Origin of the sequence: Shewanella sp. MSW, from assembly GCF_007636515.1 — a bacterium.
In the GTDB taxonomy this organism is placed as follows: Bacteria; Pseudomonadota; Gammaproteobacteria; order Enterobacterales; family Shewanellaceae; genus Shewanella; species Shewanella indica.
In genome coordinates, this window is record NZ_LVDR01000013.1 from 64,572 (window position 1) to 79,108 (window position 14,537).

The following is a 14,537-nucleotide window of genomic DNA, read 5'->3' on the forward strand; positions in this document are numbered from 1 at the left end:
GACTATGACGGTAAATTCGGGTCATTGATGATGCAACTCCCTACAAAAAATGGCATTTTTCTTGCGTTGTCTGGGCATCCTTTTCTGTGGCAAGTGCAATGACAACAAACGGCAAGACTTTTTCCTCATTAAACCGCTCCCTGGGTGAGCTTAGCGGCGCCTTTGCCGATCTGGGAACCTTTCTCCCTCTGGTGCTTGGGTTGATAGCTCTGAATCAGTTTTCTCCCCAAGGCATTTTTCTCGGTTTCGGTCTCTTTGCCCTGGCCACAGCCCTGTTTTATCGCCGCCCCATTCCCGTGCAACCCATGAAAGTGATTGCCGCCCTGGTCATCGCCCAGGGGCTGACACCTGGCATGATGCAAGCCAGCGCCATGCTGATGGGAGTAATACTGCTGGTACTGGCGGCTTCCGGCGCCATCAGTTGGCTGTCGCGGCAAATATCCCAGGCTATCAGTGTCGGCATCCAACTGGCCATAGGGCTGCAACTGTTGTGGATGGGCTTCAAGATGATGGCCGACGAGCCTGTGCTGGGATTCGGCGCCTTCGCACTGATTTTCTTTGCCCGCTTTATCCCGCTGCGCTATCTGGCCATGCCCTTGGTGATTGCCCTCGGCATGCTATGGCAATACCAGCAAGGCGGCAGCGACAGCAGCTTTGTGTTCAACAACACGCCTTGGCATTTGAGCTGGCCCGAGTTAAATGACTGGGGAGCCGCGGCAACCCTGTTGGTGCTGCCGCAACTGGCGTTGACTTTGACCAATGCCGTTATCGCCACCTCAGTAATGGCCAAAGAGAAGTTCCCCGAAGACAGCAAGCGTTTCAGCCCCAAGGCCTTTGCCACCAGCTCTGGCCTGGCCAATCTGCTGCTGAGTCCCTTCGGTGCTTCGGCCATGTGCCACGGTGCCGGAGGGTTGGCGGTGCAATACCATTTCGGTGCCCGCCGCCTGTGGGCGCCGCTAATCTTCGGCGGCAGTTGCCTGCTGATAGCCCTCTCCTGGGGGGAAAACGTGGCCTGGCTGCTGAGCCTTATTCCGCTGGCTATTCTCGGTAGTCTGCTGTCCACCGCCGGCTTGCAGTTGGCCTGGTCCAAACGCCTCTTGGACGGCAAGCCTTTCTGTATCTTTGTTATCCTGGCGACCGCTGTGGTGAGCCTGGCCGTCAATGCCGCCGCCGGTTTGGCTGTAGGCGTGGTATTGGAGTTCGGCCGCCGTCAGTGGCAAACCCTTGGGGCACTGCGATAAAGCCGACACCAGCGACTTGAGTCAAGGATAATCATTCATTCCGGGCTGTTGCCCCCAGAGGCAGCCACACCCGCACTCGGCAGCCGCGGCACTCGCGGCGGTTTTCCAGCTCCAGATGACCATTATGCTGGCTCACCACGTCGCGGCAGATAGCCAATCCCAGCCCCAAGCCATCCTCCTTGGTGGTAGCAAAAGACAGCATCAACTCCGCCGCCGAGGCGCTGAGGCCTATGCCTGTATCCAAGAGTTCCAACAGCAACCACTCTCCCTTGGTCCCGGCGGCTGGGGGCGCGGCCTGATAGTCGAGTTTGAGTTGGATCTCCCGTTTACCCGAAACTTCATCCAGGGCATCCATAGCATTTTTCAACAGATTAACCAGCATCTGACTCAGCCCTACAGCATCCCCCAGCAACGGCCGCTCCGACCCGCGGCGACTTATTTTGAGCTCGACGCCCTGCTGCTCCATCGGCCGCTGAAACAGCGCCAGTGCATCCCTGAGCAGTGACTCTATCACCACTGGCTCAGATTCGGCCCGGCGCCGACGCAGCAAACCGCGAATACGATGCACCACGGCCCCTGCGCGGATAGACTGATTATTGATCTTGGTCAGCACCTCACGCATGGCATCGGCGCGCTCGCCACAGCCCTCGGCGGCGCGCTGCTCCAGCACCATCATGGCGCCTTCACTGTATTGGGTAATAGCGGCAATCGGCTGATTGAGCTCATGCGCCAGCCCGGCACCAATTTCGCCCAGAATAGCGGCACTTTGCATTCGTTCCAGTTGCAACTCTTTGTCCCGCAGTTGTCGCTCTGTTGCCAACAGGAATTCACTCTTCTGGCGAAACTTATATTCCAGCCACAGGTGGTAGAGAGTGGAGATCAGGAACAGTAACAGCAGCGCTCCGCCCCACTCCTTGTTCTTGCGTACCCAGTCGATGGCGGCTTCATACAGAGGAGGTGGGCCGCCGTGAAGATCCAGCTCCTCATATAGTTTGATCACCTTGAGCTGACTGATAGGAGCTGTCCAGCCCATGGTGTCGGCCTTGATCGCCGCTTCAGAGTCGGAAGGCAAGTCGAACAGCGCCCGGGTCACCGCTTGGGTGATATGACTGGGCACCAGATCAGAGGCGGCAAATGACCAGTTGGGATAAAGGGCACTGCTGGTCTCGCAGTCATACCCCTCGGGCTTGACGCCGTTGATTACCCGATAGTCCTGACGTTGCACCAAGCCGGTTTCCACCATCTCCTCCAGGGTACAGAAGGGAGTAATGGCGGCATCGACAGTGCGGTCACGCACCTGGTAAACCAGAGGCTCCAGCGGAAACCCCAAAAAACGCACTTCGCCGAAAAAACGCTTGGCAGCAAAGCCACGCTTGTTGAGCAAGCCTACTGTCGCCTGATATCCCCCCAGCGCCTGAGGATCGCTGGCCACCACTGTAGCACCACGCAGCTCCTCAATATTGCGCACCGGGCTGTCGGCCCGCACTATGATCGCCGAGCTGATAGCAAAGGTAGTTCCCAAGTGCTTGCGACTACGCATGGTAGCCAGCCACGACAGGGGCAGCTTGCTGCTGAGGCTAAGGTATTGCCCTGGGTTGGTCACGATAAAGTGGATCCTGTGCTCCAGCAATTGCTGGCTCATTTGCTCAAAAGTCAGCGGTTCGACCTCGAAGCGATTTCCTGGAAGTTCTTGGCTGAGATATTGCATCATGGGGCGCCATCTCTCTTTGGCTTGAGCCACACCATGATTGGCCAGCACTCCGACCCGAAACACAGCCTCTATGGGCTCGTCACCCATTTCGGCATCGGTCGCCGGTTCATACAGTTGCGCCGAAGCCGAAGCACACCCGGCCCCTAACAACAGTATCAAGATTAATATTCTGGCCATTCCCACTCCCCTTTTATCCATGAAGATAAGCTAATACAGACGGCGAAAAAATAACTTGATGGAGGGCAAATGTCGGCCAACACCTCAGTGATCTGGCTCTAAAAGCCAACAACCGAGTTTGAGCCTCACTGCGACAAAGATTAGGATTGGCTTATTCACCTGAGAGAGGCAAGTATGTGACTGACGTAGCGCTTTATTTGGTGGACGACGATGCCGCCGTCCGGGATTCACTCGGCTTTATGCTGAGCCAATTCGGTTATCGGCTGCAAGCCTTTGACAGCGGCCAGGCATTTCTCCAGGACGCTGAGTTGGAGGCGCCTGGCTGCGTGATCCTCGACAGCCGCATGCCTGAACTCACAGGCCAGCAGGTACAGCAGAGACTACTGGAGGCCAACAGTCCCTTGGGGATCATCTTTCTTACCGGCCATGGCGATCTGCCAATGGCCGTTGACGCCTTTCGTCAGGGAGCCTGCGACTTTTTCCAGAAACCCGTGGCCGGCAAGGCGCTGGCCGCCGCTATCGAAAAAGCCTTCGACTACAGCCTCAAGACCCATGAACAGCAGCAACTGCAGCAGAAATACGCCACCCTGACCGAGCGCGAGCAGCAGGTATTGCAACTTCTGGTGCAGGGAATGACCAATAAACAGATGTCCGAAGCTCTCTATCTGTCGCTGCGAACCATAGAGGTACATAGGGCCAAGATCATGAAAAAGCTTGGCGTCCACAGTATTGCCGAACTGATCAAGTTCACTCCCTTGGTTTGACTCCCATCCCGGGTGCGACAGCTTGTCGCACTTTGGTTGTTTAGCTTTGCCCCGCCCGCGCACAAGACCCAGAATGGGTCACCCAAAACAACCAAAATCAATAAGATATGCGCTTTTCACCTTCTCCTCTCGCTCTGGCTTTACTGCCTATAATCGGTCTGGGCACTGCCGCCAAGGCCAGTGATTCTCCCATGGAAGTGCTGGTGGTGCGCGGCAGCGTACAGAGCAGCGTGCTGCAGACCTCGCCTGAAGCCACCGCGCCCAAGGCCGATATCAGTGGTCTGCTCAAGTCACTGCCCGGCGCCAACGTCAACAGTAACGGCCCACTAACCGGCATAGCCCAGTACCGAGGCCTCTTTGGCGATAGAGTCGAAACCCAGGTTGGCGGCATGAGCATGGCCGGCGCCGGTCCCAACGCCATGGATACTCCCTTGAGTTATGCCGTGCCTGTAATCACAGAGCAACTCGAACTGGATCGCGGCATAGCCCCAGTCGCCAGCGGCGTCGATACCTTGGGTGGCAGTATCCGGGTAGTGGAGTCCCAGGCCCGTTTCGATGAAGTCAGCGGCCTGGTCAGCGGCCAATACCAGCATAATGGCGAGCAGAGTCGCATCGGCGTCAAGAGCAACTTCGGCGGCGAGCGTCAGGCACTCATGCTGTATGGCGACTTGTTCAAGGGCAATGATGTGCCCGAGAGCGGCGATAACCACAGATTACTGCCAGGGGTCTACGACAAGCAGGTGTTCGGCGGTGAATACAGATTTAACCTGGCCGACAGCAACGCCGATGATGAGTCGATAGCCTTCTCGTTCCAGCATCTGGAAACCACAGATGCCGCCACCCCGGCGCTGCCGATGGATATCGACTATATCCGCACAGACAGATTCAAACTCAGTGGTGAGCACCTGCTGGCCGATTGGCAAATGCGCTGGCATCTGGGCTACAGCGATGCCCGTCACGGCATGGACAACTTCAGCCTACGGATGAAAATGCCTACCATGGCACCGCGCTACACCATAGCCGACTCCAAAAGTTTCGATGGCCATTGGCAAATGGCGAAAGACAGCTGGGAATTTGGCTTTGATTGGCGCCATGCCGAACACGATACTGTGGTGACAGACCCGAGCAACAGCAAGTTCCGGGTGGATAACTTCAACGGTATCAACGACAGTGTTTATAGCCTCTACGCCCAATGGCAACAGGATTTTGGCCGCTGGAGCTGGCAACTGGGCAGCCGGGTGAAACACTACAGGTTTGATGCCGATGCCGTGAGTCACTCTATGGCGGCCATGAAACCGGCAATCAAGACCCTGATGGACAGATTCAATCAGGCCGATCGCAGCCAAAACGATACCGGGTTGGACTTGGTGATCAACGGTCGCTTCGAAATCGACAATGAGCTGGATGCCATAATCGGCCTGGCACGAAAACAGGCCAGTGCCAGCTATCAACAGCGCTATCTCTGGGTGCCGATGCAGTCCACCGGCGGGCTGGCCGATGGCCGCACCTATGTGGGCCAGATGGACTTGGATCTGGAAACCGCCTGGCAACTGGAGCTGGGGCTGGATTTACACCGCCAGGATTTCAACCTGACCCCTAGGGTGTTTGTCCAAAGGATAGACAACTATATTCAGGGCCTGCCCACGGATGATCCTGCCGTTATCGCCGCCGGCGATGCCAACACCTTGGTGTTCAGCAATACCGACGCCCTGCTCTACGGCATGGATATCAACGCCCACTGGCAGTTGCATGAACAGTGGAGCCTGGATCTGCAAGCGGCCTATACCTATGGTGAGCGCCGCGACGTAGAAGACAAGCTTTACCGTATCGCCCCGCCCAACCTGACTCTGGGACTCAACTGGGATCAGGGCAGCTGGTTTGCCCGCCTGGAGACAGTAGCGGTTGCCGCCCAGGATAAGGTCTCGGCCACTCAGCTGGAGCAGGAAACTGCAGGCTATGGCTTGGTGAATCTGGCGGCCGGTTACCGCGGTGACAGCTTTATGCTCAAGGCCGGAGTCGATAACCTGCTGGATAGAGAATATGTCGATCATCTCGCCGGCTATAACCGGGTAATGGGCGGGGATATCGCCGTCGGCGAGCGCTTACCACAACCCGGTCTCAACGCCTGGGTCATGGGCGAGTACCGTTTTTAAGGGTGCCCCGGTTGCCCGCTTAAGGGTTCATCCTCACCGTGCTCCCGCAAGCCGTTGAGATTTCCACTGCAATTGAACCTGCCCCGGCCTTTTCTCGTCTCGGAAGGCCGGGATTTTTTTAAGCAACAGGCTTCTTGGCCAGCTTACGTTGCAGGGTGCGGCGATGCATTCCCAACTGGCGGGCGGTGGCCGAGACATTGCCCTTATTGGCATTGAGTACCTGCTGAATATATTCCCACTCCAAGCGCTTGGGGTGCAGCGGGGTTTCATCAGGCAAGGATGAAGCCGTATGGGGTTTAGGCTCGACTTTGAGTGCCGCCAGCAGTGTCCGGGTGTCGGCCGGCTTGGCCAGGTAGTTGTCTGCCCCCAGTTTCACCGCCTCCACCGCAGTGGCTATGCTGGCAAAGCCGGTGAGCAACACAATACAGGCCTTGGGCAGGCTGGCTCGCAGCGGCACTATCAGGCTAAGGCCGTTGCTTTGCGCCAACTTCATATCCAGCAGCACATGGCTCGGCTGCCAGCTGCGGGCGCTGAGCAGTGCTTGGCTGGCATCTTCGGCATGGCAGCACTCAAAATCATGCCGCTGCATGCGCCGTGTCAAAATGGCTGCCAGCGCCAGGTCATCTTCGACTATCAATAGCCGCTTCATGCCGCATCTCCTTTACTGGCAGAAACCGGCAATAAGGGCAGACTGATACGCGCCTCACAGCCCTGTGGGCCGTTGTGCAGTACCAGCTCGCCCCCCAACTTCTCCAGACTGGCGTGACTCAAGAGTACGGCAACCCCCATCCCTGTGCGGCTCGCCACCGGCATCAGTCCAAGCTCACCCAAGAGATGGGCCTCTATGCCGCGGCCATAATCCTTGATGTTAATTTCAAGCCGAGTATCACCGAGCGAATCGAAGCCAATTTCAACCTTAGGCTCGCCTATATTGTTAAGGCTGGCCTTGGCGGCGTTATCCACCAGCGCCAACAGTGCCGGTAACAGGCTGGCATCTGTGATAATTTCACGTTCAGTCAGAGCTGCAGGCAAGGTGAGGCTGAAATCCACCTCTGGCATCAACAGCATGAGTTGCTGGCGCATATTTTGCCCCAGTGCCGCCAATGTCACGGCCTGGCGGCGACGCTCACGAATCGATTCGGTGGCGCGGCGCAGTTCATTGAGTGTAACTTCACAGCGGGACAGCGCCTGGCCCATTTGCACCTGCGCTTCGGCATCCAAACCCTCTTCCATGGCTTCATCCAGCAGTAATCTCAGGCTCGCCAGTGGCGTTGCCAACTGGTGTGCCATCTGCGCCGAAGCTGTGCCCAACGCCAGCAGCTGTTCCTGCCGCAGCTGATTTTCCCTCAGCCAACCGAGCTCGGTATCCTGGCGTCGCAGACGACGGCTTATCAGGGCGACACTGGTGGTCAACACCAGTGCCGACACCACAAAGTTGAGCCACATCCCCAGGAAGTGTGAACTCATATCCATACCCTGATGACGGATATGGCCTTCCGGCAAGCTTAAGATCATCAGGCTATAGGCCAGGGTCGACAACGCAGCCAGGCTCCAACTGCCCCAGGCGGGCAAGGTGACCGCCGCCAGCGCAATCGGCACCAGCAGCAGCGAAATAAAGGCATTGGTAGCACCACCGGAAAACCACAGCCAGGAGATCCAGAACAGGGTGTCCAGCAACAGGGCGATAAAGATACCGGCACTCTGACGATAAAGAGGATGACGCAACCACAGGGTCAAGGCCAGATAGGCACTTTCCAGCCCGAACACCCACCACAAAGGTTCAGGTTGCAGCGTCAGGCCAAAGGCGTCACTGCCGAGCAGGGTCAACCCCAATTGCAGCAGCAACCCCAGGACGCGCAGCAACGCCAGTTGATCGGCCGCCGCCAGGCCACCGGTTCGGCCAAATAAGCCAGTCATTCCCATCGGGGTACTTTTCATCCGTTTATCATCCGAAAACCTGCAAAGGCATTGAATCGGCAGGTATACCAAGTTGGCTATGGCATTGCGAGGCTCTGGAATGTCAATGTCTGCCGTCGACGCCTCGGCACGGCCGCTTTACATCATTAACAAGGCTTCACATTTTAGGGGCTTTTCAAAGCCAAAGCACTTGTTTACCCTGTGGATTCACCCTTTTTCATTCCTGAGAGGCTGCAGAACCCGCCGATGACCACTTCCTCTTCCTTGCCGCTGATCCTGGCCGGCCCAATATTGCGCCACTGTGACCGGGACCATTTCACCCTCTGGTGGGTCAGCAGCAAACCGTTGAGCCCGCAATTAACGCTTAAGTTGAGTCACAAGTCGGCGCCCTTGCCGCTGAATGAAGAACAAGTGCACCGAGTACAACTAGGTAAACACGCCTGGCAGTATCTGCTGCATCTGGAAGTTCCCGGATTACTGCCCCAAGGGCAAGCCGTGGGTTATAGCTTGGAAGATGCCGATGGTCAGTCGCTGTTCGCCGATATCGAAGGTCTGTGTTATCCGGACAAATCCACCCCCGAGCTGGTGCTGCAGCCCAGGCTGGATCGTTTGCTGCACGGCTCCTGTCGCAACCCGCATCATCACAGCGGCGATGCACTGGTGGCGGCCGATACTCTGCTGGAGCAGAACAATGCCCCAGGCGAGCGCCCGGCGCTACTGATGCTGAGCGGCGATCAGCTCTATGTCGATGACGTGGCCGGCCCCACCCTGGTGGCCATTGCCCAGGTAATCGAGCTGCTGGGACTAAAGCAGGAAAGCTTTAGTGACGCCCCACTCAAAGACTCGGCGCAGATAGATTATGGCCCTGACTCCCTCTACCAAAGGCCAAAACAGCTCTTGCCCCGTACCCAGTATCCGGCCAAGACAGCACTTTGGCGCTGGTATATCAATCACCCCATATTCACCTCTTCGATGGCTGAAAACCATCTGCTGAGCTTCGCCGAAGTCACGGCCCTGTATCTTTTAATCTGGTCACCGGAACTGTGGCAGCAACTGGAACTGCCGCAGCAGTTACCCGGGCTGACCGGCAAACGGGCACAGGAGTGGCAGACCCAGTGGCAACATCTATTGGAATTCAAGGCGGGTCTTGGCAAGGTTAGGCGCCTGCTGGCGCATCTGCCTACTTATATGATCTTCGATGATCATGACATCACCGACGACTGGAACCTCACTGCCCGCTGGGAAGAGGCCGCCTATGGTCACGCCTTCTCCAAGCGCATCATAGGCAATGCCCTGCTGGGTTACACCCTGTTTCAGGCCCTTGGCAATCAACCCAAGAGGTTTACCGACTTTTTCGAAGAGCTGAGCGGCCTTTATCTGGCCGACAGTGAGCGCCAGGATGCCCTGATAGACAAGCTGCTCAAGTGTGAGAACTGGCACTACACCCTGGATACTCAACCCAGAATGGTAGTACTGGATACCCGTACCCGCCGCTGGCGCAGCGAATCCAACCTGGCCAAGCCTTCCGGGTTGATGGACTGGGAGGCGCTGATGGATCTGCAGCAGGCACTGCTGGGGCAGGATAAGGTCATCATAGTGTCGGCGGCACCGATTTTCGGGGTCAAGCTGATTGAGGCGGTGCAGCGCACGGCGACCCTGATCGGGGCTTCGCTGCTGGTGGACGCCGAAAACTGGATGGCGCACCCAGGCGCCGCCAACGCCCTGCTGTCGATCTTCATGCACAGACGTACCCCGCAGGAGTTTGTGATCCTCTCCGGCGATGTGCATTACTCCTTTGCTTATGACATAGGGATCCGCTTTCGCCGTGCCAGTCCCAACATCTACCAGGTCACCGCCAGCGGCATCAAAAATCAGTTCCCGGAAAAGCTGCTGCCTGTATTTGATAAGCTCAACGGCTGGCTCTATGGTCATTTCTCGCCGCTCAATCTGCTGACCAAACGCAAACGCATGTCGATCCGCGGCCGCCGCCCCAATGGAGCCCCCAGCAAGCGCCTGGTCAACCAAAGCGGTATCGGCCTTCTGGAACTGGCAGAAAACGGCGCCCCCAAGCGGATAGCCGTACTGCATGCCGATATGAGCCTGACCGAGTTTCAAGCCCCCAAAGACAGTCGCGACTGAAACCCGGGGAGCTAATTTTATTCTGCCCGGCTTGGTGACAAGCCGGCTCAGGTTATAATACAGGCATTCATCCCGGGCCAGACTCACGATGCAATACCGACATATCGACTCATCCAGACATTTAGAACTGCGCGAATTTTATATAGATAACGCGCTTTTGGTGCGTCTGCACTCCGCTCATGGCTGGGTCAGTATCAATGGTGAGCGACTGAACGTGAACCAGGATACTCTGCTGATCATTCCCCGTTTTGCCCACATCTCCTGTCATATAGAAGCGGCGCAGCAACCGCTGACGCTACAAACGCTGACGCTGGATGAAGCTTTGCTGGAAGAGTTGGCCGTCGACTATCTGCCGGGCCAATGTCAGACAGATGGTCACTATCGCCGCTACGCCCTGAGTACGCCGGATGCCGCCAGAGACAACTTTGAACTGCTGCGGCTCACCCATGAACTGGTGAACCCAACCCCCCAGGCCCCCTGTCTGCTACGCCAATGTCAGTACTTTATTCTCAAGGCGATACTGGCCGCCGGAGTCGATCTGTTCAATACCCTCAGAGTCAAATATGACGAACCCAGGGAAAGAGCGCTGGCACGCCTGATCATGACAGATCCCGGTCATAAATGGACCCTGGAACAAGTCGCCGCCCGTCTGTATACCAGCCCGGCCACACTCAGGCGTCACTTGCAACAGGAAGGCTACAGTTTCAGTAAGTTATTGCTGGAAGTGCGCATGGGGGTGGCTCTCAACTATTTGACCTTCACCGACTTCCCGGTCAGCCGGGTCTGCAAGCTGTCCGGGTTTCACAGCCCGGCCTATTTCTGCGACAAGTTCAAGCAGCATCAAGGAATGACACCGCTGCAGTTTCGCAGTCACTCCCGCAGCGGCAACGACATTCTGGCGCTGTTTGCCCTCAAGGATAGCGGCTCACCTGGGCACAGACGTCCATCACTGGTGCTGGCGGAACCTCCGGAAACAACAACTGCGAAATAAAATGAGCAGATAACGAAATGAATTCGCTTGGGCGACTCTTGTCGCCATGCTTGACAGCTCCTATGATCTCCGGCGTCCGTCGACCTTTCTCTCTTCGCCCTACCGCGTAGTTTTCTGCGGTGCATCCAGGGCGTAGTCGACGCCGAACTGATCGAAATCGAGTCCAACTTTCAAACAACTAGATGCCTTTTAACAATTCCTGGGCAGGGGTAAGTGTGTCTGTAATTCCTGTAACGCATGCCAACTGGCGTGCCCGACTCTATCTGCGCTATGGCCCCAGACGGGGGCAAACCCGGCTGCTGCAAAGGGAACAATTTGGTCCCTTGCTGGTGCAGCGCCCGTTTCAGGCCGAAGCCGGGGTCTGCCACACCTATCTGTTACATCCACCGGGCGGTGTAGTCGGCGGCGACCAGCTGCAAATTTTTATCGCCGCCGACAGCGGTGCCCACAGCCTGGTAACCACTCCGGGCGCCGGTAAGTTTTACCGCAGCGGCGGCCAATATGCGGCTCAGCAACTGCAACTGCAAGTGGCCGATGGCGCCCTGCTGGAATGGCTGCCCCAGGAAACCCTGTTTTTCCCCGGTGCCTGTGCCCGCCTGGAAACCCGCATAGAGCTGGTCACAGGTGCACGCTTCATCGGCTGGGAGATGCTCTGCTTCGGTCGCCCTGTGCTCAAGGAATGCTTCAGCCATGGCGATATTCGCGGCCGCAGCCAAATTTATCTGGATGGCGAGCTGCGCCTGTCCGAAGGCCTGTTTCTGCAGCAGGCCGGCAACCCAGAACAGTTGGCGGGATTGCAAACCTATCCCATGCAGGGCAACTGCTACGTTTTCCCCGCCGATGCGCAGCTGCTGGCGTTGGTACGCCAGGCATTGACGACCTTCGCCGCAGGCACAAACGATTTTGAATACGGTGCCACCCTGGTAGACGGCATTCTTTGTATCCGTTTGCTGGGACACCAAACCGAAGTGCTGATGACGGCCTTGATTGCCGTCTGGCAACAGATCCACCAACACTGGCACGGACGTCTGCCGCAGCCGCCAAGGATTTGGGCGACCTGATAGCGAGACCAGAAGATGGAATTGACCCCAAGAGAAAAAGACAAACTGTTGTTGTTCACCGCCGGGCTGGTGGCTGAACGTCGCCGGGCCCGAGGCCTGAAGCTGAACTACCCGGAAGCGGTAGCCCTGATCTCCTGTGAAATCATGGAGCGGGCCCGCGACGGCAAGACGGTGGCCGAATTGATGAACTACGGCCGCACCATACTCAGTGCCGAGGATGTGATGGAGGGCGTCCCTGAGATGATCAGCGACATTCAGGTGGAATGCACCTTCCCCGACGGCACCAAGTTGGTGTCGATCCACGAACCGATAATCTGATTGGAGGCAGCAGATGATCCCGGGCGAATACCGTCTCAATGAGGCACTGGGCGACATTGAAATCAACACTGACCTGCCCAAGTTGAAAATTTCGGTGGCTAATCTGGGTGACAGGCCAATTCAGGTCGGCTCGCATTTCCACTTTTACGAGGTCAACCCCCAACTGGCGTTCGAGCGCGAGCAAACCAAGGGGTTAAGGCTGAATATTCCGGCCGGCATGGCAATCCGTTTCGAGCCCGGCCAGCAAAGAACCGTGGAACTGGTGCCCTTTGGCGGTCGCCGGGCCATCTATGGTTTTCGCGGCGCCATCATGGGCGCACTGGAGGCAAAATGAGCAAGTTATCACGACGGGCCTACGCCGACATGTATGGCCCATCCAAGGGCGACCGGGTAAGGCTGGCAGACACTGAGCTCTTCCTCGAAGTAGAGCAGGATTACTGCCGTTACGGCGAAGAGGTCAAGTTCGGTGGCGGCAAGGTGATCCGCGATGGCATGGGTCAGAGCCAGGCACTGGCGGCCGATTGTGTCGACTTGGTGATCACCAACGCCCTGATCTTGGATTACTGGGGCATAGTCAAGGCAGACATAGGCATTAAAGACGGCCGCATTCAGGCCATAGGCAAGGCCGGTAACCCGGATGTGCAGGATGGTGTCAACATAGTGGTTGGCCCGGCAACCGAAGTGGTGGCCGGTGAAGGCAAGCTGGTCACCGCAGGTGGGGTGGATACCCATATCCACTTTATCTGCCCACAACAGGCCGAAGAAGGTTTGGTCAGTGGCGTCACCACTTTTATCGGTGGCGGCACTGGGCCTGTGGCCGGCAGTAACGCCACCACAGTCACTCCGGGGATCTGGAACATGCACCGGATGCTGGAAGCCGTGGACTCACTGCCAATCAACATAGGCCTGTTCGCCAAGGGCAATGTCAGTAATAAGGAAGCGCTGCGGGAACAGATAGCGGCCGGTGCCATGGGCTTCAAGATCCACGAGGACTGGGGGGCTACGCCAGCCGCCATAGATCATTGCCTGCAGGTGGCCGATGAGATGGATGTGCAGGTAGCCATTCACTCGGACACACTCAACGAAGCCGGTTTCTATGAAGAAACCATTAAGGCGATCGATGGCCGGGTCATTCATGTGTTTCACACCGAAGGCGCCGGTGGCGGCCATGCCCCGGATGTGATCAAGTCAGTGGGAGAAGCCAATATTCTACCGGCCTCTACCAATCCCACCATGCCTTACACGGTCAACACAGTGGATGAGCACTTGGATATGCTGATGGTCTGTCATCACCTGGATCCGGCCATTGCCGAAGATGTGGCCTTTGCCGAGTCGCGCATTCGCCGTGAGACCATAGCCGCCGAGGACATACTGCATGATCTCGGAGCCATCTCAGTGATGTCCTCCGACTCCCAGGCCATGGGCCGGGTCGGGGAAGTGATAATGCGTACCTGGCAGTGTGCCCACAAGATGAAGCTGCAGCGCGGGCCTCTGGCGGGAGACACGGAGCACAACGACAACCAGCGCATTAAACGCTATCTGGCCAAGTACACCATCAACCCGGCGATCGCCCATGGCATAGCCCATGAGGTGGGTTCGATAGAGCCGGGCAAATTGGCCGATATCGTGCTCTGGGATCCGGCATTTTTCGGGGTTAAACCTGCGCTGGTGCTCAAGTGTGGCCTGACAGCCTATGCCCCTATGGGCGACATTAATGCAGCCATCCCCACCCCGCAACCCGTGCACTATCGCCCCATGTATGCCTGTTTTGGCCAGGCGCTGCACAGCAGCTCCATGCTGTTTCTGTCCAAAGCGGCCATCGCAGCGGATATCCCCGGTAAGTTGGGGCTCAAGAGTCGCATAGGTGAAGTGAGGGGCTGTCGCAACATAAGTAAAAAACAGATGCTGCATAACGACTATACCCCGGAGATCCAACTGGATTCCCAAACCTATGAGGTCAAGGCCGATGGTGTGCCGCTGGTGTGTGAACCGGCCACTGAGTTGCCCATGACCCAGCGCTACTTCCTGTTCTGATATTCGGGCCTTGAAACCAAGAGGAGCAAGT

12 protein-coding genes are annotated in these 14,537 nt (G+C 57.2%); 9 read left to right on the forward strand and 3 right to left on the reverse strand.

Features of this window, described 5'->3' with window-relative positions; all coding sequences use genetic code 11:
- Positions 1-98 precede the first annotated feature (98 nt).
- A complete protein-coding gene (locus tag AYI96_RS14500) occupies positions 99-1,241 on the forward strand; it encodes a putative sulfate/molybdate transporter (protein WP_101055982.1) in 1,143 nt (380 codons plus the stop codon).
- Positions 1,242-1,272: 31 nt separating this feature from the next.
- Here the strand turns inward: AYI96_RS14500 and AYI96_RS14505 are convergent, their stop codons facing one another.
- The gene (locus AYI96_RS14505; protein ID WP_144361861.1) at positions 1,273-3,039 is read right to left on the reverse strand and encodes a PhnD/SsuA/transferrin family substrate-binding protein; all 1,767 of its coding nucleotides are present in this window, start codon (positions 3,037-3,039) and stop codon (positions 1,273-1,275) included.
- A gap of 236 nt (positions 3,040-3,275) precedes the next feature.
- Between AYI96_RS14505 and AYI96_RS14510 the strand changes: the two genes are divergently transcribed.
- Positions 3,276-3,893 carry a response regulator transcription factor gene (locus AYI96_RS14510; RefSeq protein WP_256213945.1) on the forward strand — a complete coding sequence of 206 codons (618 nt, stop codon included), beginning with the start codon at positions 3,276-3,278 and terminating at the stop codon, positions 3,891-3,893.
- A 107-nt stretch (positions 3,894-4,000) separates the two neighbouring features.
- Entirely contained in the window at positions 4,001-6,046 is a 2,046-nt protein-coding gene (locus AYI96_RS14515; RefSeq protein WP_071476785.1) for a TonB-dependent receptor, read from the forward strand.
- Between the two features lie 118 nt (positions 6,047-6,164).
- Here AYI96_RS14515 and AYI96_RS14520 read toward each other — a convergent pair whose 3' ends face one another.
- Both AYI96_RS14520 and AYI96_RS14525 read right to left on the reverse strand, forming a co-directional pair.
- Positions 6,165-6,695, reverse strand: coding sequence for a response regulator transcription factor (locus AYI96_RS14520; RefSeq protein WP_039033548.1), 531 nt, complete (start codon positions 6,693-6,695; stop codon positions 6,165-6,167).
- Complete coding sequence (locus tag AYI96_RS14525) at positions 6,692-7,984, reverse strand: ATP-binding protein (protein WP_409928947.1); 1,293 nt, start codon at positions 7,982-7,984, stop codon at positions 6,692-6,694. Before AYI96_RS14525 ends, AYI96_RS14520 begins: the two co-directional genes overlap by 4 nt.
- A gap of 225 nt (positions 7,985-8,209) precedes the next feature.
- Here AYI96_RS14525 and AYI96_RS14530 point away from each other — a divergent pair, with 225 nt between their 5' ends.
- The 6 genes from AYI96_RS14530 to ureC all read left to right on the forward strand — a co-directional run bounded on the left by AYI96_RS14530 (position 8,210) and on the right by ureC (position 14,506).
- Positions 8,210-10,102 (forward strand): alkaline phosphatase D family protein, encoded by a 1,893-nt coding sequence (locus AYI96_RS14530; RefSeq protein WP_039033549.1) that lies wholly within the window; start codon positions 8,210-8,212, stop codon positions 10,100-10,102.
- An 88-nt stretch (positions 10,103-10,190) separates the two neighbouring features.
- Positions 10,191-11,093 carry a helix-turn-helix transcriptional regulator gene (locus AYI96_RS14535; RefSeq protein ID WP_144361841.1) on the forward strand — a complete coding sequence of 301 codons (903 nt, stop codon included), beginning with the start codon at positions 10,191-10,193 and terminating at the stop codon, positions 11,091-11,093.
- A gap of 215 nt (positions 11,094-11,308) precedes the next feature.
- Positions 11,309-12,154 carry an urease accessory protein UreD gene (locus tag AYI96_RS14540; RefSeq protein WP_260853005.1) on the forward strand — a complete coding sequence of 282 codons (846 nt, stop codon included), beginning with the start codon at positions 11,309-11,311 and terminating at the stop codon, positions 12,152-12,154.
- A 15-nt stretch (positions 12,155-12,169) separates the two neighbouring features.
- Positions 12,170-12,472, forward strand: a complete 303-nt coding sequence (ureA, locus tag AYI96_RS14545) for an urease subunit gamma (protein WP_039033550.1) — start codon at positions 12,170-12,172, stop codon at positions 12,470-12,472.
- Positions 12,473-12,485: 13 nt separating this feature from the next.
- Positions 12,486-12,806 (forward strand): urease subunit beta, encoded by a 321-nt coding sequence (locus AYI96_RS14550; RefSeq protein WP_101055978.1) that lies wholly within the window; start codon positions 12,486-12,488, stop codon positions 12,804-12,806.
- A complete protein-coding gene (ureC, locus tag AYI96_RS14555; RefSeq protein WP_144361843.1) occupies positions 12,803-14,506 on the forward strand; it encodes an urease subunit alpha in 1,704 nt (567 codons plus the stop codon). Before AYI96_RS14550 ends, ureC begins: the two co-directional genes overlap by 4 nt.
- Positions 14,507-14,537: the final 31 nt, after the last annotated feature.